The sequence below is a fragment of the Paraburkholderia sp. CNPSo 3274 genome (assembly GCF_024206475.1).
Lineage (GTDB): Bacteria > Pseudomonadota > Gammaproteobacteria > Burkholderiales > Burkholderiaceae > Paraburkholderia.
In genome coordinates, this window is sequence record NZ_JAMBPR010000033.1 from 1 (window position 1) to 21,715 (window position 21,715).

20 protein-coding genes are annotated in these 21,715 nt (G+C 66.5%); 12 read left to right on the top strand and 8 right to left on the bottom strand.

Annotated elements, in window-relative coordinates; translation table 11 throughout:
* The 4 genes from M3I54_RS22345 to M3I54_RS22360 form a co-directional block, all read left to right on the top strand.
* The coding region (locus tag M3I54_RS22345; RefSeq protein WP_254339883.1) for an efflux RND transporter periplasmic adaptor subunit at positions 1–1,295 on the top strand (1,295 nt) is incomplete at its 5' end.
* A gap of 18 nt (positions 1,296–1,313) precedes the next feature.
* Positions 1,314–4,472, top strand: coding sequence for an efflux RND transporter permease subunit (locus M3I54_RS22350; RefSeq protein WP_254339884.1), 3,159 nt, complete (start codon positions 1,314–1,316; stop codon positions 4,470–4,472).
* Positions 4,469–7,783 carry an efflux RND transporter permease subunit gene (locus M3I54_RS22355; RefSeq protein ID WP_254339885.1) on the top strand — a complete coding sequence of 1,105 codons (3,315 nt, stop codon included), beginning with the start codon at positions 4,469–4,471 and terminating at the stop codon, positions 7,781–7,783. Before M3I54_RS22350 ends, M3I54_RS22355 begins: the two co-directional genes overlap by 4 nt.
* Positions 7,780–9,381 carry an efflux transporter outer membrane subunit gene (locus M3I54_RS22360; RefSeq protein ID WP_375542188.1) on the top strand — a complete coding sequence of 534 codons (1,602 nt, stop codon included), beginning with the start codon at positions 7,780–7,782 and terminating at the stop codon, positions 9,379–9,381. The genes M3I54_RS22355 and M3I54_RS22360 overlap by 4 nt, the downstream gene beginning before the upstream one ends.
* 15 nt (positions 9,382–9,396) lie before the next feature.
* Here M3I54_RS22360 and M3I54_RS22365 read toward each other — a convergent pair whose 3' ends face one another.
* Together M3I54_RS22365 and nfsB are read right to left on the bottom strand one after the other, a co-directional pair.
* Positions 9,397–9,852 carry a PACE efflux transporter gene (locus M3I54_RS22365; RefSeq protein WP_254339886.1) on the bottom strand — a complete coding sequence of 152 codons (456 nt, stop codon included), beginning with the start codon at positions 9,850–9,852 and terminating at the stop codon, positions 9,397–9,399.
* Positions 9,853–9,940: 88 nt separating this feature from the next.
* Complete coding sequence (gene nfsB / locus M3I54_RS22370) at positions 9,941–10,591, bottom strand: oxygen-insensitive NAD(P)H nitroreductase (protein ID WP_254339888.1); 651 nt, start codon at positions 10,589–10,591, stop codon at positions 9,941–9,943.
* 194 nt (positions 10,592–10,785) lie between these two features.
* Between nfsB and M3I54_RS22375 the strand changes: the two genes are divergently transcribed.
* The 5 genes from M3I54_RS22375 to M3I54_RS22395 all read left to right on the top strand — a co-directional run bounded on the left by M3I54_RS22375 (position 10,786) and on the right by M3I54_RS22395 (position 14,125).
* Entirely contained in the window at positions 10,786–11,205 is a 420-nt protein-coding gene (locus M3I54_RS22375) for a secondary thiamine-phosphate synthase enzyme YjbQ (protein WP_254339890.1), read from the top strand.
* An 86-nt stretch (positions 11,206–11,291) separates the two neighbouring features.
* On the top strand, positions 11,292–12,014 hold the full coding sequence (locus M3I54_RS22380; protein ID WP_254339891.1) for a dienelactone hydrolase family protein: 723 nt from the start codon (positions 11,292–11,294) through the stop codon (positions 12,012–12,014).
* A 125-nt stretch (positions 12,015–12,139) separates the two neighbouring features.
* The gene (locus M3I54_RS22385; protein WP_254339892.1) at positions 12,140–12,913 is read left to right on the top strand and encodes a hypothetical protein; all 774 of its coding nucleotides are present in this window, start codon (positions 12,140–12,142) and stop codon (positions 12,911–12,913) included.
* Positions 12,914–12,959: 46 nt separating this feature from the next.
* Positions 12,960–13,271: a cupin gene (locus M3I54_RS22390; RefSeq protein WP_254339893.1), complete on the top strand. Its 312-nt coding sequence runs from the start codon at positions 12,960–12,962 to the stop codon at positions 13,269–13,271.
* Between the two features lie 149 nt (positions 13,272–13,420).
* A complete protein-coding gene (locus M3I54_RS22395; protein ID WP_254339894.1) occupies positions 13,421–14,125 on the top strand; it encodes a glutathione S-transferase N-terminal domain-containing protein in 705 nt (234 codons plus the stop codon).
* A 13-nt stretch (positions 14,126–14,138) separates the two neighbouring features.
* On the opposite strand, the gene M3I54_RS22400 is transcribed toward M3I54_RS22395, so the two are convergent.
* A complete protein-coding gene (locus M3I54_RS22400) occupies positions 14,139–14,798 on the bottom strand; it encodes a DUF4410 domain-containing protein (RefSeq protein WP_254339895.1) in 660 nt (219 codons plus the stop codon).
* Positions 14,799–14,861: 63 nt separating this feature from the next.
* Positions 14,862–15,479: an HAD family phosphatase gene (locus tag M3I54_RS22405; protein WP_254339897.1), complete on the bottom strand. Its 618-nt coding sequence runs from the start codon at positions 15,477–15,479 to the stop codon at positions 14,862–14,864.
* Positions 15,480–15,636: 157 nt separating this feature from the next.
* Between M3I54_RS22405 and M3I54_RS22410 the strand changes: the two genes are divergently transcribed.
* The gene (locus M3I54_RS22410; RefSeq protein WP_254339899.1) at positions 15,637–15,897 is read left to right on the top strand and encodes a hypothetical protein; all 261 of its coding nucleotides are present in this window, start codon (positions 15,637–15,639) and stop codon (positions 15,895–15,897) included.
* A gap of 18 nt (positions 15,898–15,915) precedes the next feature.
* Here M3I54_RS22410 and M3I54_RS22415 read toward each other — a convergent pair whose 3' ends face one another.
* Together M3I54_RS22415 and M3I54_RS22420 are read right to left on the bottom strand one after the other, a co-directional pair.
* The gene (locus M3I54_RS22415; protein WP_254339905.1) at positions 15,916–16,878 is read right to left on the bottom strand and encodes a LysR substrate-binding domain-containing protein; all 963 of its coding nucleotides are present in this window, start codon (positions 16,876–16,878) and stop codon (positions 15,916–15,918) included.
* Positions 16,879–16,883: 5 nt separating this feature from the next.
* Positions 16,884–17,963 carry a tartrate dehydrogenase gene (locus tag M3I54_RS22420; protein ID WP_254339906.1) on the bottom strand — a complete coding sequence of 360 codons (1,080 nt, stop codon included), beginning with the start codon at positions 17,961–17,963 and terminating at the stop codon, positions 16,884–16,886.
* A 253-nt stretch (positions 17,964–18,216) separates the two neighbouring features.
* On the opposite strand from M3I54_RS22420, the gene M3I54_RS22425 reads away from it, so the two are divergent.
* A complete protein-coding gene (locus M3I54_RS22425; protein WP_254339907.1) occupies positions 18,217–18,714 on the top strand; it encodes a GAF domain-containing protein in 498 nt (165 codons plus the stop codon).
* 127 nt (positions 18,715–18,841) lie between these two features.
* Here the strand turns inward: M3I54_RS22425 and M3I54_RS22430 are convergent, their stop codons facing one another.
* A complete protein-coding gene (locus M3I54_RS22430; RefSeq protein WP_254340122.1) occupies positions 18,842–19,753 on the bottom strand; it encodes a LysR family transcriptional regulator in 912 nt (303 codons plus the stop codon).
* A 130-nt stretch (positions 19,754–19,883) separates the two neighbouring features.
* On the opposite strand from M3I54_RS22430, the gene M3I54_RS22435 reads away from it, so the two are divergent.
* Positions 19,884–20,777 carry an aldo/keto reductase family oxidoreductase gene (locus M3I54_RS22435; protein ID WP_254339908.1) on the top strand — a complete coding sequence of 298 codons (894 nt, stop codon included), beginning with the start codon at positions 19,884–19,886 and terminating at the stop codon, positions 20,775–20,777.
* An 18-nt stretch (positions 20,778–20,795) separates the two neighbouring features.
* On the opposite strand, the gene M3I54_RS22440 is transcribed toward M3I54_RS22435, so the two are convergent.
* Positions 20,796–21,701 (bottom strand): LysR family transcriptional regulator, encoded by a 906-nt coding sequence (locus M3I54_RS22440; RefSeq protein WP_254339911.1) that lies wholly within the window; start codon positions 21,699–21,701, stop codon positions 20,796–20,798.
* Positions 21,702–21,715 lie beyond the last annotated feature (14 nt).

Here is a 21,715-nt window from a genome sequence, read left to right on the forward strand (position 1 = left end):
CGCCCGCACCTCCCCCGCAGGCGCCGAAGCGCCGCCGGCTCGGTCCGCTCATTCTCGCCATTGTCGTGATCCTGCTGATCGTGCTCGTGATCGTGCACATCATGCGCAACAAGAAGACGGAGCATGGCGCGGCGCCGCAGGTCGTGACCGTGGCCGCCGCCACGCTCGGACCCATGCCCGTGACGCTCAACGCGCTCGGCACCGTCACGCCTGTCGCCACTGTCACGGTTCTGCCGCAAATCAGCGGCTACCTCACCGAGGTGGGCTACAAGGAAGGCCAGGATGTCGTGAAGGGGCAGTTCCTCGCGCAGATCGACCCGCGCCAGTACGAGATCAGCAAGGAGCAGGCGCTCGCGCAGCTCGCCAAGGACCAGGCCCTGCTGGCGCAGGCGCGCGCCGACCTCGCGCGCTACACGCAGTTGAACGCAAAGCAGTCGATCGCCGCGCAGACCTACAGCGACCAGCAGTTCCTCGTCAAGCAGTATGAAGCCGCGGTGCAGGCCGACAAGGCGAACGTCAGGCTGTTCGAGCTCGATCTGATCTACTGCCGCATCACCGCGCCGGTGTCGGGGCGCGTGGGCCTGCGGCTCGTCGATCCGGGCAACTACGTGACTTCGTCCAGCTCCACGGGCATCGCCGTCATCACGACGATGAAGCCCACCACCGTGCAGTTCGCCATCCCGCAAACCTCGCTCGGCAGCGTGCTCGAACGTGTCAACGCCGGCGCGAAACTGCCGATCACCGTCTTCAGCAGCGACAACACACGCCAGATCGCCACCGGCACGCTCTTCGCGCTCAGCAACCAGATGGCCACGGCCACCGGCACGGTCACGCTGCGCGCGAGCGTGCCCAACGACGACGAGGCGCTCTTTCCCAACGAGTTCGTCAACGTGAGGCTGCTGGTCGACACGCTGCAGAACGCCGTGCTCGTGCCTACGCCAGCCGTGCAGACCGGCGCGCCCGGCGATTACGTGTACCTCGTGAACGCCGACAACACCGTGTCGGTCCACAAGGTCACGCTCGGCCCGGGCGATGGCCGCTACACGGTGATCTCCGCGGGCTTGCAGCAGGGTCAGCATGTCGTGACCGACGGCCTCGACCGCCTCAACGACGGCGCGAAGATCCAGCCCGAGGGGCCGAGGCCCGCCACGCACGCGGGCGCGGCAAGCGGTGCGGGCGGCGCAAGCGCACCGCATCACGGTCACGCGAGCGGCGCGGCCAGCGCGGCCAGCGAACCCGGCGCCACGGCGCCGAACGCCTCCGACGCGAGCGCCGCGGCCTCGCAAGCGGGTTGAGCCCCGGACCCAGCGCCGATGAATATTTCGCGTCTCTTCATCCTGCGGCCGGTTGCGACTTCGCTCCTGATGATCGCGATGGTGCTGATCGGCCTCGTCGCGATGAAGTTCCTGCCGGTTTCCTCGCTGCCCGCGGTGGACTATCCCACCATCCAGGTGCAGACCTTCTATCCGGGCGCGAGCCCGAACGTGATGGCGACCACCGTCACGGCGCCGCTCGAGGTGCAATTGGGCGAAATCCCGGGCCTGCAGCAGATGATCTCGTACAGCTCCGAGGGCGCCTCGGTCATCACGCTGCAGTTCGACCTCTCGCTGAGCCTCGACGTGGTCGAGCAGAACGTGCAGCAGGCCATCAACGCGGCGAACAGCTTCCTGCCGAGCGGCCTGCCCGCGCCGCCGACCTACGCCAAGGTGAACCCGGCCGACCAGCCCATCCTCACGCTCGCGGTCACGTCGAAGTCGATGTCGCTCACGCAATTGCAGGACGCGGCCAACAACCGTCTCGCCACGAAGATTTCCGAAGTGCCGGGCGTGGGCCTCGTCACCACCGCGGGCGGCAACGTGCCCGCCGTGCGCGTGGAGGCCGACCCGCAAAAGCTCGCCGCCTACGGCCTGAATCTCGACGACCTGCGTACGCTGCTCGCCAACGTGAACGTGAGCAACCCGAAGGGCAATTTCGACGGCCCCGAACTCAACTACACGATCAATTCCAACGACCAGATCTCCGACCCGAAGGACTACGAAGACACCGTCATCGCCTATCAGAACGGCTCGCCCGTGTTCATGCGCGACGTGGCGCGCGTGTCCACGGCCGCGCAGGACGTGGAGCGCGGCGCCTGGTACAACAAGGCGCCCGCCATCGTGCTGAACGTGCAGCGTCAGCCGGGTGCGAACGTGATCGCCACCGTCAACCAGATCATGCGGGAGTTGCCGCAGCTCGAAGCGGCGCTCCCCGCAGGCATGCAGGTCACGGTGGTGTCGAACAGCGTGGGCGTGATCCGCGCTTCGGTGAGCGACGCGGCCTTCGAACTCGTGCTCGCCGTGGCCCTCGTGGTAGCCGTGATCTTCGTGTTCCTGCGCAATCTGCCCGCGACCATCATTCCGAGCATCTCGGTGCCGGTCTCGCTGATCGGCACGCTCGCGGTCATGTACGAGCTCGGCTACTCGATCGACAACCTCTCGCTCATGGCGCTCATCATCGCCACGGGCTTCGTGGTGGACGACTCGATCGTGATGATCGAGAACATCGTGCGCTACCTGGAGGAAGGCGACAAACCCTTGCAGGCGGCGTTAAAAGGCGCAGGCCAGATCGGTTTCACGATTCTTTCGCTGACGATCTCGCTCATCGCCGTGCTGATTCCGCTGCTCTTCATGGGCGGCGTGATCGGACGCCTCTTCAGCGAATTCGCGGTCACGCTCGCGGTGACCATCGTGCTGTCGGCCGTGGTCTCGCTCACCGTCGTGCCGATGATGTGCGCGCGCATCCTGCGCGCTCAGGCCGAGCGCCACCCTAGCCGCTTCGAGCGCATCAGCGAAGGGCTTTTCGACAAGACGCTCAACGCCTATGAGCGCGGCCTGCGCTGGGTGCTCGACCACCAGACGCTCACGCTCGTCGTGTTCGTGGTGACGGTGGTGCTCACCGGGCTGCTTTACGTCGCGATTCCGAAGGGCCTTTTCCCGGTGCAGGACGTGGGCGTGCTGCAAGGCATCAGCGTGGCCGACAACTCCATCTCTTACCAGGCGATGGTGCGGCGCCAGTCCGCACTGGCCGAGAAAATTCTCAAGGACCCCGATGTCGTTTCGCTCACCTCGTACGTGGGCATCGACGGCATCAACAACACGCTCAACAACGGGCGCTTCCTCATCAACCTGAAACCGCACGACGACCGCTCCGAAACCGCCGACGAAATCGGGCGGCGCATTCAGCAGTCGGTCGCGAAGGTGGCGGGCGTGCGCCTTTACATCCAGCCCGAGCAGGACCTCACGCTCGACACCACGGTCTCGCGCAACCAGTACAACTTCGTGCTGCGCGGGCCGAGCCAGGAAGCGTTCGACCAGTACGTGCCCGCGCTCATCGCGCGCATGAAGCAGATCCCGTCGATCCGCGACGTTACGAGCGACCTCAACACGGATGGCCTTTCCGTGAACGTCGAAGTGAACCGCCAGCTCGCGGCGCGCTATGGCATCACGGCGGCGACCATCGACAACGCGCTCTACGATGCGCTGGGCCAGCGCATCGTTTCGACCATCTTCCAGCAGTCGGACCAGTACCGCGTGATTCTCGTGGCCAAGCCCGAGGCGCTGCCCACGGTCGAATCGCTCGGCGACCTTTATCTCCCGAGCCAGACGAGCAGCGAAGGCCAGGTGCCGCTCAAGGGCATTGCGAAGATCAGCATTACGCGCTCGCCGCTCATGATCAGCCACCTCGCGCAGTTCCCTTCGGTCACGATCTCGTTCAATCTCGCCGATGGCGCGTCGCTCTCCGCGGCCGTGCGCGACGTGCGCAACGCTGAGGCCAGCGTGAACCTGCCACCCTCGATCACCTCGTCGTTCCAGGGCGCGGCGCAGGCGTTCGAGGATTCGCTTTCCAGCGAGGTGTATCTGTTGATCGCGGCGCTCGTGGCCGTGTATATCGTGCTGGGCGTGCTGTACGAGAGCTATGTGCACCCGGTCACGATTCTTTCGACGCTGCCTTCGGCCGGCATTGGCGCGCTGCTCGCGCTGATGATCGCGGGCAAGGACCTGGACGTGATCGGCATTATCGGCATCGTGCTCCTGATCGGCATCGTCAAGAAGAACGCCATCATGATGGTGGACTTCGCGCTCGAAGCCGAACGCGTGCACGGCAAGCCGCCGCGCGAGGCGATTTTCGAAGCGTCGCTGCTGCGCTTCCGGCCGATTCTCATGACCACGCTCGCGGCCATGCTCGGCGCGCTGCCCATGCTGCTCGGCAGCGGCACGGGCTCTGAACTGCGCCGCCCGCTGGGTCTTGCGATCATCGGCGGGCTTACGCTTTCGCAGATGCTCACGCTCTTCACGACGCCCGTGATCTATCTGCTCTTCGACCGCCTGGCCGAACGCTTCGGCCGCAAGCGCAAGCCTCAAAGCCACGCAGACGGCGACGCGGACGGCGGTTCCGGCAACGGCGCGCCACCCGCGCCCGAGGGCACGCCGTGAACCTCTCGGCGCTCTTCATCCGGCGGCCGGTCGCGACGTCACTCCTCGCGATCGCGATCCTCATTTCGGGGACGCTCGCCTTTTTCCGGCTGCCGGTCGCGCCGCTGCCCAACATCGCCTATCCGGTGATCGTGGTGCAGGCCAATATGGCCGGCGCGAGCCCGGACATCATGGCGTCCACCGTGGCCGAGCCGCTGGAGCGCCGGCTCGGCACCATCGCCGATGTCAGCCAGCTCACGTCGATCAGCAACACGGGCACGGCGCTCATCGTGGTGGTGTTCGGCCTGAACCGCGACATCAACGGCGCGGCGCGCGACGTGGAAGCGGCCATTCAGGCCGCGCGTGCCGACCTGCCCACCACGCTGCGCAGCAACCCGACCTATCGCCAGTACAACCCCGCAAGCGCGCCGATCATGGTGCTCGCCCTCACCTCGGACACGCTCACCAAGGCGCAGCTCTACGATTCCGCCGATTCGGTCATCCAGCAACAGCTCTCGCAGGTGGACGGCGTGGGCCAGATCACGCTGGGCGGCGGCGCGCTGCCCTCGGTGCGTGTGGAGCTGGAGCCGGGCAAGCTCAACAGCTACGGCATCGGCCTCGAAGACGTGCGCGCGTCCATTGGCGCGGCTAACGCGAACAGCGCAAAAGGCCATATCGACCAGGGCAACCAGCGTTACACGGTGACTTCTAACGACCAGATCAGCAAGGCGGCACCGTTTCGCGACGTGGTGATCGCCTATCGCAACGGCGCGCCCGTGTTCCTGCGCGACGTGGCTTCCGTCATCGACTCCAACGAAAACATCCGCAACGCGGGCCTCTATAACGGCAAGTCGTCCGTGCTCGTGATCGTCTACCCCATGCCCGGCAGCAACGTCGTGAAGACGGTGCAGCAGATCCGCGCGCGCCTGCCCACCATCGAAGCCGCGCTGCCCGCCACGATCAAGGTGGACGTGGCGATCGACCGCTCCGAGTCCGTGCGCGCCTCCGTGGCCGACACCGAGCGCACGCTCTTCATCGCCGTGCTGCTCGTGATCGGCGTGGTGTTCGTTTTCCTGCTCTCGCCGCGCGCCACGCTCATCCCCGCCGTGGCGCTGCCGCTTTCCATCGTGGGCACGTTCGGGCCCATGTACCTGCTCGGCTACAGCATCGACAATCTCTCGCTCATGGCGCTCACCATCGGCACCGGCTTCGTGGTGGACGACGCCGTGGTGGTGCTGGAGAACATCGTGCGCCACATCGAGGCCGGCATGGACCCGAAGGATGCGGCGCTCAAAGGCGCGGGCGAAGTGGGCTTCACGGTGCTTTCCATGAGCCTTTCGCTCATCGCCGTGTTCCTGCCCATTCTGCTCATGCCCGGCATCGTGGGCCTGCTCTTTCACGAGTTCGCGATGACGCTCTCCATCGCAATCCTCATCTCGCTCGTGATCTCGCTCACCGTCACGCCCACGATGTGCGCCTACGTGCTCAAGCGCGAGGCGCTGCACCGCAAGCCCTCGCGCGCGGCCGTGTGGATCGACGCGCAGTTCGAGCGCTTCAAGCAGTTCTACTCGCGCACACTCGACGTCGCGCTCAATCACGCGCGGCTCACGATCTTCATCCTGTTCGCGCTGCTGGTCGGCAATGTGTTTCTCGCGCGGCTGCTTTCCGGCACGTTCTTCCCCGAGCAGGACACCGGCATTCTGATCGGGCAGATCATCGCGGACCAGAGCATTTCGTTCACGGCGATGGAGAAGAAGCTCGCGCAGTTGCAGGCCATCGTGAAGGCCGATCCGGCAGTGCAATCGGTGGCGGGATTCACGGGCGGGCGCGCGCTCAATTCGGCCACCGTGTTCGTCGAACTGAAGCCGATCGCCGAGCGCCGTCTTTCGGCCACCGAGGTCGTGAACCGCCTGCGTCCCAAGCTCAATGCCGTTTCGGGCGCACGGCTTTTCATGCAGGCTCAGCAGGACCTGCAGATTGGCGGGCGGCAGGCGGCGGCCGAGTATCAGTACACGCTCACGAGCGACGACGCCGACGCCCTCTTCACCTGGGTGCCGCGCCTCGTGGACGAGCTGAACAAGCACCGCGGCCAGATGTCGGATGTGAACTCGGACCTGCAGCAAAATGGTCTGGAGGCCTACATGACGGTGCAGCGCACGACCGCCAAGCGCTATGGGTTCGACCCGAACCAGGTGGACAACGTGCTCTACGACGCCTTCGGCCAGCGCACCGTTTCGACCATCTACAACGCGATCAACCAGTACTTCGTCGTGATGGAAGTGGCACCGCAGTACTGGCAGTTTCCACAGTCGTTCCAGGATATCTGGCTGAGCACGGCGGCGGGCAACGCCAGCGGCGCGGCGCAAACGCAAATGCCGTCAAGCGTCATCTCGGGCGTTACGCCCTTCACGGCGGTGACCACGGCCACCGCAGCGAGCGGCAACACCAACGAGCGCAACGCCAACGCGGTGGCCAATCAGCAGAACAACGCGATCGCGAACGGCAAGGGAGGCAGCTCCAGCGGCAGCGCGGACAGCACGGCTGCCGAAACCATGGTGCCGCTCATGGCGCTGATGGACTGGAAAACGCGCCATACGGCCACGCAGGTCAATCACCAGGGCACGGAAGTGGCGGGCACGATTTCGTTCAATCTGCCCAAGGGCGGCTCGCTTTCCGAGGCCGGCACGATCATCGAGCAGGCCGAGCGCGACATCGGCATGCCGGCCTCCATCCACGGCGCGTTCGCGGGCGCGGCGCAGGCCTACGCGCAGTCCATGGGCGTCGTGCCGCTGCTCATTCTCGCCGCGCTCGCCGTGGTCTATATCGTGCTGGGCGTGCTGTACGAAAACACCATCCACCCGCTCACGATCCTCTCCACGCTGCCTTCGGCTGGCATTGGCGCGATTCTCGCCATGCTGATCTTCGGCACGCCGTTCTCGGTGATCGCGATGATCGGCATCATTCTGCTCATTGGTATCGTGAAGAAGAACGGCATCATGATGGTCGACGTCGCCATCCAGTTGCAGCGCAACGAGGGCGTCGAGGCGCGCCGCGCGATTCACGAAGCCGCCGTGGTGCGCCTGCGCCCGATCATGATGACGACCTTCGCGGCCGTCCTCGGCGCACTGCCGCTCGCCATCGGCATTGGCCAGGGCGCTTCGCTGCGCCAGCCGCTCGGCGTGACGGTGATGGGCGGCCTGCTCCTGAGCCAGGTCTTTACGCTGTACACCACGCCGGTGATTTACCTGTTCCTCGACCGCCTGCGCGCACGCCTCGCGCGCTGGGCCGCGCGCCTGCCGTGGAATCGCCAGGCCGATGAGAGCGCATCATGATGAAGACTCGCCTTAATCCATCGCTCATGCGAATGCTGATCTCCGCCGCCACAAGCGCCGCGACGCGCGCACTGCCGCTCGCGCCCCTCACCGCTGCGCTGCTGCTCGCGGGCTGCATGGTCGGACCGGACTACCACCGGCCTCAGGTCACCGTGCCCGCCACGTGGAAAGAACTGCCCGGCTGGACCCAGGCCGAGCCCGACGCCGCCCAGGGCCCCAAGGGCGAATGGTGGACCGTCTTCCAGGACCCGCTGCTCGATGAACTGGAACCGCTCGTCGAGGTCTCGAACCAGACCGTGCGGCAGAGCTACGCGAATTACCAGCAAGCGCTCGCCGAAGTGCGCGTCGCGCGTGCGAGCCTCTTCCCGACCATCGGCATTACCGGCTCGCTCGCGCGCGAGCGCTCCTCCACCGGCACGCTCAGCAGCGTGAGCAGCATCACGTCGACGCCGAGCGGCGCGCGCATCGTCAACGGCGGCACGCTCGAAGCGAATGCGAGCTGGGACATCGACCTCTGGGGCCAGGTGCGCCGCCAGATCGAGGAGCAGTCGGCCACGGCGCAGGCGAGCGAGGCGACGCTGGCGAACGCTACGCTATCCGAACAAATCGCGTTGGCGAACGCCGTGATCGATCTGCGCATCACCGATGCCGATATCGACCTGCTCACGCATACAGTGCAGGCCTACACGGACTTCCTGCGCGTGGTGGCCAACCAGGACCAGGCGGGCACCGTCCCGCCGTCCGACCTGATTTCCGCGCGCACGCAGCTCGAATCCGCCCGCGCGAGCCTGATCGCCCTGGGCGTGGCACGCGCGCAAAACGAGCACGCCATTGCTGTGCTCGTGGGCCGCAACCCCGAAGACGTAAATATCCCGCACAGCGCCCAGCTTCCCGCGCTGCCCGCGATTCCCGCCGGCGTGCCCTCCACGCTGCTGCAGCGACGGCCCGACATCGCGACCGCCGAACGGCAGATGGCGTCGGCCAACGCGGCGATCGGCGTGGCGGTGGCCGCGTACTATCCGACGATCTCGCTTACCGCGCTCGACGGCTTCACGCAGTCACCGCTTTCGGGCCTGCTGCACATGAGCAACTATGTGTGGTCGCTCGGCGCGAGCGCGACCCAGACGATCTTCGACGGCGGCCAGCGCAGCGGCCAGGTGGCGGCCGCGCGCGCGAGCTATGACGCGACGGTGGCGAACTATCGCGGCACGGTGCTGACGGCGTTCCAGGGTGTGGAGAACGATCTCTCGGGGCTGCGCATCCTCGCGCAGCAGGCCGAAGTGCTCGACGCCGCCGTGCGCGACGCCATACGTGGCGCGCAGATCGCGCAAAACGAATACGAGGCGGGCACCGTGGACTACACGACGGTCGCCACGGCGCTGGCCACGCAGGTGACCAATCAGCAGAGCGCGCTCAACGTGCAGCAGCAGCGGCTGCTCGATACGGCTTCGCTGATCGGCGACCTGGGCGGCGGCTGGTCCGGGCAACTGCACGATGCGCAGCATCCGGCGCGTGCGGTGACGCCGGCTTCCGACGCGGCGGCTGCGGGATCGAGCGTCGAAGCGAATCGCACGCAGGGCGCCGCGGCGAGTCCTTGATCGAGAGCGCCCGCGCTACGCGCGCGGCTGCGTTTCCGAAGCGGCCGTCACCGGCATGGCGGAGGCCGGCAGGCCGAACACGGCATCGAAGATCAGGTTGTAGACGTAGTTGTAGACGAGAAAGAACACCGAGAGACCGATATCCATCACGAACGCCTCGACCAACGACACGTGCAGCGTGAGCGCGATCATCGGCACGAGGAACACCACGAGCCCGCCCTCGAAGCCGGCCGCGTGCGCAATGCGGCGCGCGACACTGCGGCCGCGTTTCGTCTGGCGCGCTTCCCAGCGCTCGAACAGCAGGTTGTAGACGAAGTTCCAGCCCACCGCGACCAGCGATGAAAACACCGCCGCCGCGCCCGCGCGGTCCATGCCGCTGCCCGAGAGCGAGGCGAAGCTCGTGCCGGTAATCAGGATCGCGATGCCTTCGAACAGCGTGACGTACACGATCCGGCGTTTGATACCCTGCATGGACGAATGCTCCTGATGCGGCTGCCGCGTGGCTTCGGGCCGTGTCAATCGCCGCGCTTGCTGCGAGCGCAGCGAAACCCTGCGCGAATCAACCGAGATCGGTGAATACCGAAGCCGCGGACAAACGCGACTTCGGCAGCTTCGCGTTGAAGTCATCGGCGCTGCGGTAGCCGAGACCGACCACTACGAGCGCGGTGAGGCCCTGCTCGCGCAGGCCCAGTTCCTCGTCGAGCGCCCTGGCGTCGAAGCCTTCCATCGGGCAGGCGTCGATTTCGAGCGTCGACGCGCCGATCAGCAGCGTGCCGAGCGCGAGATACGCCTGCTTCTCCAACCACGCCGGCAGGTCGTTGCGCTCGCGATGCAGGTTCACATAGAACGAGCGCGTCTTTTCCTGACCCGCCTTCGCCTCGGCATTGGCGAAGCGGCCGTCCGCTTCTTCCTGTGCGAGCACTTCGGCGAGGTGCGCTTCGTCCATGTCGGTGCGCACGCACAGCACCACCACGTGCGAGGCACGCGAGACCTTCGGTTCGTTGTACGCGAAACCTTCCATGCCCTTGGCGATACGCGCACGCGTGGCGTCGCTTTCCGCCAGCACGAAATGCCACGGCTGCGAGTTCACCGACGAGGGGCTGAAGCGGATCAGCTCCTTGAGCTCATCGATGACAGCGGCGGGAATCTTGCGGGCGGGATCGAACGCCTTGGTGGCGTGGCGTGCTTTCGCGAAGCGGGTGAGGTTCAAGCGGTTTTCTCCATCGTGTGCGGTGGGCCGAGGCTGTACCCGGCAAGGCCGACATCGTACCAGCATGCGACACGGCGCGCGTGCGCTGGCTGCGGGCGCGGTCTGCGCGCCCAGCGCGCCTGCGCTATGCTTGAAGGCTGGAACCGCCGCGACGGGTCAGCCGCCACGCGCCGCCGCCCGCAAGGAGACCGATCATGCGCCAGGCCATCCATCATCTGCCGGTGAGCACGCGCACGCGCGGGCTCGTCGAAATCAGCCATGAGGTGCGCGCGTTCGTGCGCGAACAGCGCATCGCCACCGGCTTGCTCACCCTCTTTTGCCGCCACACTTCGGCGTCGCTCGTCATCCAGGAAAACGCCGATCCTTCGGTGCGCCGCGATCTCGAACGTTACTTCGAGCAGCTCGCGCCCGAAGATCCCCAGCGCTACGAGCACGACACCGAAGGCCCCGACGACATGCCCGCGCATTTGCGCACGGCGCTCACGCACACGCAGCTCTCCATTCCGGTCGAGCACGGCAATCCCGTGCTGGGCACGTGGCAGGGCATCTATGTGTTCGAACATCGGCGCGCGGCGCACACGCGCGATATCGTGCTGCATCTGATCGGCGAATGAGCGCGTCAGGCGCAGACACGCAAATCCCGTACGCAAGCGCTATGCTTGCGGCTTTCGTTCAACCGACTCACCGAGGGTTGCCCCAAATGAAACAGTCCGCCGGATCCATGATTTCCTTCACCCGCCCTGACGGCCAGTCGCTCCAGGGTTATCTCGCCAAACCGGAAAAGACCGAAGGCGCGCCCGCCATCGTCGTGATCCAGGAGTGGTGGGGCTTGAACGACCAGATCCGCGGCGTGGCCGACCGGCTCGCGCAGGCGGGCTACCTCGCGCTCGTGCCCGACCTCTATCGCGGCAAGAGCACGGTCGAACAGGAAGAGGCCCACCATCTGATGACGGGCCTCGACTTCGCGGACGCCGCCTCGCAGGATGTATTCGGCGCGGTCAACTATCTGAAGACGCTCACGGACCGCGTGGGCGTGACGGGCTACTGCATGGGCGGTGCGCTCACGCTGCTCGCGGCCACCATGGTCCCGGGCCTTTCGGGCGCCGTGGTGTGGTACGGCTTCCCGCCGCTCGAATACATCGACGCGAGCAAGATCACCGCGCCCATCCTCGGCCACTTCGCGACCCAGGACCAGGCGTTCAGCATCGAAACCGTGGCGGAGCTCGAAACGAAGCTCAAGGGTGCCAACGTCGACGTCGAATTCCATCGCTATCTCGCCCACCACGCGTTTGCGAACGAGACCGCCGTGGGCCCGACCCGCATCGCCATCACGCAGTACGACCCGGTCTGGGCGCAGCTCGCCTGGGACCGGTCGCTGACGTTCTGGGCCCGCACGCTGTGGCCGCAACGCGCGGCGCGCTGAAGCGCTGACAGCGGCCCGCGCCAACGCGCGGATCTGTCGTAGAATCGGCGTCGCCCCGCCTCGCGCGGGCGACGCCGATTTGCATTGCAGCGCCTTCGTTCCTCTCACGCTTTCGCGGAGACTCCATGACGCCGCTCATCCTCCAGCGCCCCGCGCTTTTATTCATCGTGCTGATCGTGGTGCTGCCGCTTGCCGCCTGGCTAGGCACGAGCGTACTGCACCGATACCTGCCGCTCGCCGAGGAGGCGCGCGAGAACTACAAGATCGTGCAGGGCGCGACGCTCACGCTGCTCGCGCTCTTGATCGGCTTCACGCTCTCGATGGCCGTGAACCGCTACGACCAGCGCAAGAACCTGGAGGAAGAGGAAGCCAACGCGATCGGCACGGAGTACCTGCGCGCCGAGCTCCTTGGCGGCGAGGCGGCTGACCAGACCAAGGCGCTGCTTGCGCGCTACCTTCAGGCGCGCATCCACTTCTACGTCGTGCACGACGCCGGCGCACTCGATCAGATCAACCGCACCACCGGCGAGCTCCAGACGCAGCTCTGGACGAGCGTGCGCGATGCCGCGAAGGCGCAGCCGAATCCGGTGATGGCGCTCGTGGTCGCCGGCATGAACGACGTCATCAACGCCCAGGGCTACGCACAGGCCGCGTGGATCAACCGCATTCCCGTCGCCGCGTGGGCGCTGATGATCGTGATCGCCATCTTCAGCAACCTGTTGCAGGGTTACGGCGCGCACGGCCAGGTCGGCCGGCGCGTGCTGCTGCTCGTCCTGCCCATTACGGTGACGCTTTCGCTCACGCTCATCGGCGATATCGACAGCCCGCGCGGCGGCTTGATCCGCGTCGCGCCGCTCAATCTGTTGAGCCTTGCGCAATCCATTCCTGCCAATCCCTAAGGCCCGTCCCGCGGCGCCGCACGATCACGCCAGAGCCCGTACAGCCATGAAAGTCATCCGTTCGAAAGCCTTCACCGCCACCCGCCCCTGGGGCGCGCTCGACATCGCCAACATGAACGGCACCACGGTGCGCCTGCACTGGACCGACCAGCCGTACCAATGGCACGTCAACGATGGCGAGGAAGTGTTCGCCGTGCTCGACGGCGTGGTCGACATGCATTACCGCGAAGGCGGCGCGGAGCAGGTCGCGGTGCTCGAAGCCCGCGACGTGTTCTTCGCGGGCGTGGGCTGCGAGCATGTCGCGCATCCGCGCGGCGAGGCGCGCATTCTCGTGGTCGAGCGCGAAGGTAGCGTGTAGCAGCGTGTAAGCCGTGCCTTGCGGCGAAAAGACGGCGCGCGCCATTTCCACTAAACTTGGCGGCCTGACTCCACTCCCGCTTTTCGATCAGGCCGCGGCGCGCCAAGCACGGCCCGCGCCCCGCCGCTGAAGGACTTCAAGGACCCCGCATGAACGACCTATCCGCATTTCCCATCACCCGCAAGTGGCCAGCGCTTCACCCCGAGCGCATCCAGCTCTATTCGCTGCCCACGCCCAATGGCGTCAAGGTCTCGATCATGCTGGAGGAAAGCGGCCTGCCTTATGAGCCGCATCTGGTGCGCTTCGACTCGAACGACCAGATGTCGCCGGAATTCCTCTCGCTGAACCCCAACAACAAGATTCCCGCGATCCTCGATCCGAACGGCCCGGGCGGCGAACCGCTCGCGCTCTTCGAATCGGGCGCGATCCTCATCTATCTCGCCGACAAGTGCGGCCGCTTCCTCGCCCGCGAAGGCGCGGCGCGCTACGAGACGATCCAGTGGGTCATGTTCCAGATGGGCGGCATTGGACCGATGTTCGGCCAGGTGGGCTTCTTCTACAAGTTCGCGGGCAAGGACTACGAGGACAAGCGTCCGCGCGACCGCTACGTCGCCGAGTCGCGGCGCCTGCTCGCCGTGCTCGACCAGCGTCTAGAGGGGCGCAAGTGGATCATGGGCGACGAGTACACCATCGCCGACATCGCCACGTTTGGTTGGGTGCGCAACCTTGTTGGCTTCTACGAGGCCGGCGACCTCGTGGGTTACGCCGATTTCAAAAACGTCGCGCGCGTGCTCGCGGCATTCGTCGCGCGGCCGGCGGTCGAGCGCGGGCTCAACATTCCGCCGCGCGGCTAAAGCGCCCGGCGCGTCATTGCGGCGCCGCTTTCACACGCGCCGCGACCGAGTCGGCCACTTCGGCCGCCGCGCGGTCCACGTTCTTGCGGTCATCGGCGCGTGCAAGCACGAATTTGGCTGCCGCAACATAAGGATTGAGCGCGATTGCCGCGCCGGCGCCCGGCTTCGCGTGGCTCGACTCGCTGTCGATCACCTGATAAAGCGGCTGCGGCGCCTGAGTGGCGAGGTTGTCCACGGCTACCGCCAGCTCGATCTGGCTCGCGCCCGAGCCGAAACCCACTACCGCGCGCCGCATACTGTTGCCTTCGTCCACGCTCAAGAATACGCCGCGCACCAGCCAGCCTTGCGCGGGTAGTGGCGTGCCGCTCGGCAGGCGGCGCGCGTCGAGGCCCTTCTCGCGCAGGTCGTTCACCAGCGCATCGGCCAGTTTCGTGACGACTTGACCGGCCTGCTGCTGCGGGTCGCGATGACGCAACAGCGGCCTTGGCAGCAAGCCGCCCATGTGCTCGCGCGCATTCTCCACAGGATTCGAATCCTGCTTGACGTTGGCCGCATCGAGTTCGAAGTCCGTCACGTAGACGAGCGGCGCGCCCGGTTGCTGAGCCGCGGCTAGCGGCGCGAACGCGCACAGGCAGAGTGACGCGACCAGGTTCCAGCTCCATTGCATTTTCATTGCAAGCTCCCGTAGGTTCATCATCCATTCATTCATGCCGTGGCCGCGCGTGCGGCACGGCCATCAACCGTCGATCAGCCCGAGGCGCGCCAGGTCGCTCGCGAGCGAATCGGCTTCGACGAAGTGGCACGCTTGCAACCCCGCGTCGAGCGCGCCCGTGACGTTCGCTTCGCTGTCGTCGATGAAAAGCGTTTCCTGCGGCTGTGCGCCGAGTTGTGCCACGCAGCCAAGGTAGGTCTGCGCGGCCGGCTTGACCGCGCCGAACGTCGCCGACGAATAGATCTGCGAACCGAAAAGCCGCGCAACGGGCGGATTCAGATAGTCGAGGTGATGCGTGACGAGCGAGCAGTTGTTGGTCAGCACAGCGATGCGGCATCGCGCGGCCACACGCTGCGCCAGCGCGAGCGCCGCCTCGTTCGGCGTGATCGACGCGCGCCGCGCAGCGAGCCACACGTCGCGGCCCACCTCACATCCGAGCATCGCGCCTAGCGCGCGCAGATAAGCGTCGGGGTCGAGCTCACCCGCGTCGGCACGCGCTTCGAGACCCGATCCCCAGATCGCGTGACGCACCGTTGCGGGCGGCGCGCCAGTGGCGGCCGCGAGGCTCGCAACGCGCGCGTCGCGATCGTAGTGGGACAGCACGCCTTCCATGTCGAACAGGACTACGCCGATCGCCGCCATCTGCCGCTCCCGCCACGAATTGTCCAACTGCGGTCCCACTGCGTCCGCTGCCGATCATACCGCCGGGTCGCACCAGGCGGCGCGCGAGCAGGCACAAGCGCGGCACTCCATGATCGCGCCCCGAAACCGTCAATCGATTTTCGGTAAACTGGAACGCATGGACACCTGCCGTTATTGCGGAAAACTGCGCGACGAATGGGATTGCCACGGCCCAGCGTGCCGCCAGGCGATCGCGCAGGCGCTGCGCCGCCAGCGCAAGGGGCTGCCGATGGTGGCGAACGTCATCCGTAACGAAATCCCCGCCGACGCCACCACCGGCCAGATCATCACCGTGCTTTCGCGCCAACGCCAGCGCGCGCGGCGCGGCAACGAGGAACGCCGCGAGCGCAAGGCGCTCGATATCCCGGAAAGCGAGTAAGGCACTCGCGGAACCGGCTTAGCGCCGGCTCTCCTGCTCGTTTACAGGCGCGGAAATGCCGATGCGCGCGAACGTTTCCTCCAGATGATTCACGCACACGCGCACTTTCGCGGACTGCGCGAGGCGCGCTGGGTACACCGCCCAGACATTGGCCGGCTGCGTCACGCTGGGCAGCACGCGCTGCAAGCGCCCGCTCTCCAGCAATGGCGCGACATCCCACATCGAGCGCAGCACGATGCCGCGGCCCGCCAGCGCCCACTGCACCGCCACCTCGCCGTGATTGGTCGAGAGCGGCCCCGCCACCTTCACCGAAACCGATTCGCCATGCGCGTGCAGGCGCCATACGCCGAACGGATGATCGCGCTCCTTGATCGCGAGACACGCGTGCTCAGCGAGATCGGCGACCTCCTGTGGCGCGCCGCGCCGCGCGAGATACGCGGGCGCGGCGCATAGCACGCGATAGTTCGTGGCGAGACGCCGCGCGATCAGATGACCGGCGATCTCGTCGCCGATACGCACATCGAGATCGAAGCCCTCGCCCGCCACATCGACGAGCCGGTCGAACAGTTCGAGGCGCACGCTCAGTTGCGGATAACGCTCGGAAAGCCCGGCGAGCGCGGGCGCGACGAAGTTGCGGCCAAAGCCGAAGCTGCTCGACACGCGCAGCGTGCCGCGCGGAATGCGGCGCGTGGTGGAGACGTCGTCCACGAGCCGCTCGACGTCGTCGAGGATCTTGCCGGCCGACGCATAGACCCGCTCGCCCGCCTCCGTCATCGCGACGCGCCGCGTCGAGCGGTGCAACAGGCGCGTGCCGAGGCGCGCCTCGAGCACGCCCACGCGCTTGCTCACATAGGCCGGCGACGCCGCAAGCGCTTCGGCCGCCGCGCTGAAGCTCGCCTTGCGCGCGACCATGCAGAACACGCGCAAGTCGTCGAGCTCCGGCGACGCGACGGATTTCGGCGCTTTCGGTGCGTCCGGCATGTGCGTCACAGCGCGGCGGCTACCGCTTCGCCCAGCGCAGTCGTGTTCGCCGTGCCGCCCATGTCGGGCGTGCGCGGGCCTTCCAACAGCACCTTCTCGATGGCCTGCATGATCGCATCGTGCGCGGCCTTGTATTGCGCGTCGCCGTTGCCGAGGAAGTCGAGCATCATCGCGCCCGACCAGATCATCGCGATGGGGTTGGCGATCTTCTTGCCGAAGATGTCGGGCGCGGAGCCATGCACCGGCTCGAACAGCGAGGGAAACTTGCGCTCGGGATTCAGGTTCGCCGAAGCGGCCAGACCGATCGTGCCCGTGCACGCGGGGCCGAGATCCGAAAGTATGTCGCCGAACAGGTTCGACGCGACGACCACGTCGAAGCGGTCGGGCTGCAGCACGAAACGCGCGCACAGAATATCGATGTGCTGCTTGTCCCACTTCACGTCGGGATACGTCTGCGCCATCGCCGCCACGCGCTCGTCCCAGTACGGCATGCTGATCGAAATGCCGTTGGACTTCGTGGCCGCCGTGAGTTTCTTGCGTCCGCGCTGGTTCGCGAGTTCGAACGCGTACTTGAGAATGCGGTCCACGCCCTGGCGCGTGAACACCGACTCCTGCAACACGAACTCGCGCTCAGTGCCTTCGAACATCTTGCCGCCCACCGAGCTGTACTCGCCCTCGGTGTTCTCGCGCACCACGAGAAAGTCGATGTCGCCAGGCTTGCGGTTGGCGAGCGGACACGGCACGCCAGGCAGCAGACGCACCGGACGCAGGTTCACGTACTGGTCGAACTCGCGGCGGAACTTCAGGAGCGAGCCCCACAGCGAAATGTGATCGGGCACCTTGTCGGGCCAGCCGACCGCGCCGAAATAGATCGCATCGAAACCCTTGAGCGTGGCGAACCAGTCGTCGGGCATCATCTTGCCGTGCTGCAGGTAGTAGTCGCAGCTCGCCCAGTCGAAATGCGTGAATTCGAGCTTCAGGCCGAACTTCGCGGCCGCCGCCTCGACGACGCGCACGCCCTCGGGCATCACTTCCTGGCCAATGCCGTCGCCGGCAATGGCGGCGATTCTGAATGTCTTGCTCATGTCGCGTTCTCCGTTTCTGTGCTGATTCTGTCCTGATGCGCCAGCATGCCTGAAAACCCGCCCGCGACCAGCCCCGCAGGCGTGGATAGATTCAACACGAAACGTGAATAATCGCACGAGGGCGCGCCACGGTCCATGGACGAGCCGTGTTCAGCGCCCGGCGATTTCCTGCCGATGGCCGATCTCGCCTAAACTCACGGTTGGCTCCACCGCGCCTTTCGCTGGAACGGCGCTTATCCTGATCGACCGACTTATGTTCTCGCTTTCCGACACCCTTCCCTCCGACAAACCCGCCCTCTACGAATCGCTGACCGCGCAGGCGCGCTCGCTGATCGAAGGCGAAACCGACGTCATCGCGAACGCCGCGAACTTCGCTTCGCTCGTGTTTCATTCGCTCGAAGGCCTGAACTGGGCGGGCTTTTATTCGTTCGACGGCACCGAACTCGTGGTCGGTCCGTTCCAGGGCAAACCGGCGTGCGTGCGCATTCCCCTGGGCAAGGGCGTATGCGGCACGGCGGCGGCCACGCGGCAAACGCAGGTGGTGCGCGACGTGCACGCGTTCGCGGGACACATTGCGTGCGATTCGGCTTCGCAGTCGGAAATCGTCGTGCCCCTCGTCACGCCGGACGGCGAGCTGATCGGCGTGTGGGACGTGGACAGCCCGCATCTCGCGCGCTTCGACGAAGAGGACGCGAAAGGCATGGAATTGCTGTGCCGCACGTTCATCGAGTACGGCATGAAGCGTCGCTAAGCGTTGTTAAGCGCGGCTAAAACCCCGTTCAGGCGCGTTGCCCGATGTCTGCGGCAGCGCGCCGTGGTTGGACCGGTAGACACGCCGCATCATCCCGAGTGGGCGACCTGAATCGCTCGACACGTCCTCAGGATGCCGAATCGTCCTGCGCATTCGCCTTGACGAAGTCGACGAACGCGCGCAGCGGCGCCGGCAGATGCCGCCGCCCAGGGTAGTAGAGAAACGGTCCCGGAAACGACACGTCCCAGTCGTCGAGCAAGCGCACGAGCGCGCCGCTGCGGATATGCGGCAGCAACATCTCTTCAAACAGATACACGATGCCGACGCCGTCGAGCGCCATGTTGATCAGCAGGTCGAGCGCCGCGCCGGGACGCACGACGAGCGGCGTGGGCGGGTCGAGGCGCAACACTTCGCCGTCGCGCTCGAACTGCCAGAGCGGCATCGCGCCGCCCGCGAACTGCACGCGCAGGCAAGCGTGGCCGAGCAACTCCCGTGGGTGTTCAGGCCGCCCGCGCGCCGCCAGATAGGCGGGCGAAGCGACCGCCGCGAAGCGCTCCACGCGCGGGCCGATGGGAATCGCGATCATGTCCTGCTCCAGCCGCTCGTCGTAGCGGATACCGGCGTCGCAACCGATCTGCAGCACGTCGACGAAGCCGTCCTCCACCACCACCTCGACGCGGATCTCGGGATACGCGCGGTGAAACGGCGCGAGCACGCGAGGCAAAATGGTGCGCGCCGCGCTCGCGGGCACGTTGAGCTTGAGCGTGCCCGCAGGCTTTTCGCGGTAGCCGTTGAGCACGTCGAGCGCCGCTTCCATCTCGCTGAAAAGCGGTGTGATCGATTCGAGCAGACGCTGCCCCGCCTCGGTCGGCGCGACACTGCGCGTGGTGCGGTTCAAAAGGCGCAGCCCGAGCTTCGCCTCCAGCCGGCGCACCGCGGCACTCAGGCTCGACGCCGACACGCCGCCCACGCGCGCCGCATCGCGAAAGCCGCCCGCGCGCGCCACCGAAACGAAAGCGGCCAGATCGTTCATTTCCATCGGCATGGTTGACCCCGCGCTGGTCGATCAGATTGTTCGATATCCCGCACAGCCTGTTCTGATCAGGTGGGATTATCGGACAATTCGAACGCGCCCATACTGCGGACATTCGTCAACCGAGGAGTACGTAATGCCGAACCGCAAACCCGCAAGCACGTATGAACTGGCCGGCCGCCAGGTGAACCGCATGGGCTACGGCGCCATGCAACTGGCCGGTCCCGGCGTGTTCGGCCCCCCGAAGGAGCGCGCGCAGGCGGTCGCGGTGCTGCGCGAGGCCATCGCGCTGGGCGTCGATCACATCGACACGAGCGACTTCTACGGCCCGCACCTGACGAACCAGATCATCCGCGAGGCGCTTCATCCGTATGCGCCGAACCTCACGATCGTCACCAAGGTGGGCGCCGTGCGCGACGACAAGGGTGCATGGCTCCCGGCACTGGAACCCGCCGACATCGAGCGCGCCGTGCACGACAACCTGCGCAACCTGGGTCTCGAAGCGCTCGACGTGGTCAATCTGCGCATCATGGGCGACGTCCACAAACCGTCCGAAGGCCCCGTGGAAAAGCAGGTCGAGGCGCTTGCCAAGCTGCGCGAGCGCGGCCTCGTACGCAACGTCGGCATGTCCAACGCCACCGCCGCGCAAATCGCGGCGGCGCAGCGCCTCGTGCCTGTCGCGTGCGTGCAGAACCACTACAACCTCGTGCACCGCGACGACGACGCGCTGATCGACGCACTGGCTGCGCAAGGCATTGCCTACGTGCCGTACTTTCCGCTCGGCGGCTTTACGCCGATTCAGTCGTCGGCGCTTTCGTCTGTTGCCGCGCGCCTCGAAGTCACGCCGATGGCGCTCGCGCTGGCGTGGCTCCTGCGGCGCTCGCCCAACATCCTGCTGATTCCGGGCACGTCCACGCTTTCGCACCTGCGCGAGAACGTGGCGGCCGCGCAGTTCGACCTGGACGACTCAGTGCTCGCCGAACTCGACGCCATCGGCAGCAGCGGCAATGGCGGCGGCGCCCACGCCTGAGCGCCAGGCGCCGCGCCGTCATGCCACTTCGGCCATCTCCAGCTTGTTCGCCAGCGCGTCGCGGATCAGCGCGACCGGCCGCTGGAGGCGCCCCGGCAGCGCTCCGTGCACGAGCCACACATTCAGGCCCGAGCGGAAGTCGGTCGCGTTGATGATCTGTAGCTGGTCGCGCAGCGGGCTGCGTGCGAGTGCCTGCGGCGCGGCGAGCCCGACGCCCATGCCGCGCGCGACCAGCGAAAGCTGCAGTTCCGAGCCGAAGGCCTCGACCGCGACGTTGAACGGCAGACCCGCCATGCCCATGGCGCGGCTCAACGCCGAGCGCATCCCGCAGCCGTCCTGGTTCAGCACCCACGGATGGTGCGCGAGCGCGGCGAGCGTGGTGGGCTCGTCGGGCAAACCAAACGAGCGCGCCGCGACGACGAGGGTCGGCGTGTAACCGAGCTGAGTCGCGACCACGCCCGCCGGCGGCGTCACCGCCTCGGGCAGCAGGATCACGGCCACATCGAGTCTTGCGCGCTCGACCTCGTCGAGGAGCCCTGGCGACCAGCCCGCCTTCACGCGCAGCGTCAGCCTCGGAAACTCGCTACGCAATTGATCGACGGGCTGTTCGAGCGCCAGTTCCGAGAGAAATGGCGGCACGCCGAGCTTGAGTTCGCCGGCTGGCTCGCTCTCCGGCGAGGCGACCGACATCAGGTCATCGACCGCACGCAGGACCGAGCGCGCAAGGCCGTACACCTCATTGCCCGCCGCCGTGGGCTTGAGAGGCTTGCTCTGGCGGTCCAGAAGCTCGATGCCGAGCGTCGTCTCCAGGTTCTGCACACGGCGCGTGAGGCCCGGCTGCGTCAGGAACAGCCTCTCCGACGCCCGCACGAGCGAGCCGCTTTCGACCACCGCCACGAAGGCTTCCAGATCTCGAGTGTTCACAACAACTCCGCATA

What these genes read in the sequence shown, in the direction of transcription:
- M3I54_RS22360 (WP_375542188.1), top strand. Translation starts at nt 7,780, where the DNA reads ATGATGAAGACTCGCCTTAATCCATCGCTCATGCGAATGCTGATCTCC.
- M3I54_RS22390 (WP_254339893.1), top strand. Translation starts at nt 12,960, where the DNA reads ATGAAAGTCATCCGTTCGAAAGCCTTCACCGCCACCCGCCCCTGGGGC.
- M3I54_RS22395 (WP_254339894.1), top strand. Translation starts at nt 13,421, where the DNA reads ATGAACGACCTATCCGCATTTCCCATCACCCGCAAGTGGCCAGCGCTT.
- M3I54_RS22375 (WP_254339890.1), top strand. Translation starts at nt 10,786, where the DNA reads ATGCGCCAGGCCATCCATCATCTGCCGGTGAGCACGCGCACGCGCGGG.
- M3I54_RS22425 (WP_254339907.1), top strand. Translation starts at nt 18,217, where the DNA reads ATGTTCTCGCTTTCCGACACCCTTCCCTCCGACAAACCCGCCCTCTAC.
- M3I54_RS22415 (WP_254339905.1), bottom strand. Translation starts at nt 16,878, where the DNA reads ATGCCGGACGCACCGAAAGCGCCGAAATCCGTCGCGTCGCCGGAGCTC.
- M3I54_RS22405 (WP_254339897.1), bottom strand. Translation starts at nt 15,479, where the DNA reads ATGGCGGCGATCGGCGTAGTCCTGTTCGACATGGAAGGCGTGCTGTCC.
- M3I54_RS22430 (WP_254340122.1), bottom strand. Translation starts at nt 19,753, where the DNA reads ATGGAAATGAACGATCTGGCCGCTTTCGTTTCGGTGGCGCGCGCGGGC.
- M3I54_RS22435 (WP_254339908.1), top strand. Translation starts at nt 19,884, where the DNA reads ATGCCGAACCGCAAACCCGCAAGCACGTATGAACTGGCCGGCCGCCAG.
- M3I54_RS22365 (WP_254339886.1), bottom strand. Translation starts at nt 9,852, where the DNA reads ATGCAGGGTATCAAACGCCGGATCGTGTACGTCACGCTGTTCGAAGGC.
- M3I54_RS22400 (WP_254339895.1), bottom strand. Translation starts at nt 14,798, where the DNA reads ATGAAAATGCAATGGAGCTGGAACCTGGTCGCGTCACTCTGCCTGTGC.
- M3I54_RS22350 (WP_254339884.1), top strand. Translation starts at nt 1,314, where the DNA reads ATGAATATTTCGCGTCTCTTCATCCTGCGGCCGGTTGCGACTTCGCTC.
- M3I54_RS22385 (WP_254339892.1), top strand. Translation starts at nt 12,140, where the DNA reads ATGACGCCGCTCATCCTCCAGCGCCCCGCGCTTTTATTCATCGTGCTG.
- M3I54_RS22410 (WP_254339899.1), top strand. Translation starts at nt 15,637, where the DNA reads ATGGACACCTGCCGTTATTGCGGAAAACTGCGCGACGAATGGGATTGC.
- M3I54_RS22380 (WP_254339891.1), top strand. Translation starts at nt 11,292, where the DNA reads ATGAAACAGTCCGCCGGATCCATGATTTCCTTCACCCGCCCTGACGGC.
- M3I54_RS22420 (WP_254339906.1), bottom strand. Translation starts at nt 17,963, where the DNA reads ATGAGCAAGACATTCAGAATCGCCGCCATTGCCGGCGACGGCATTGGC.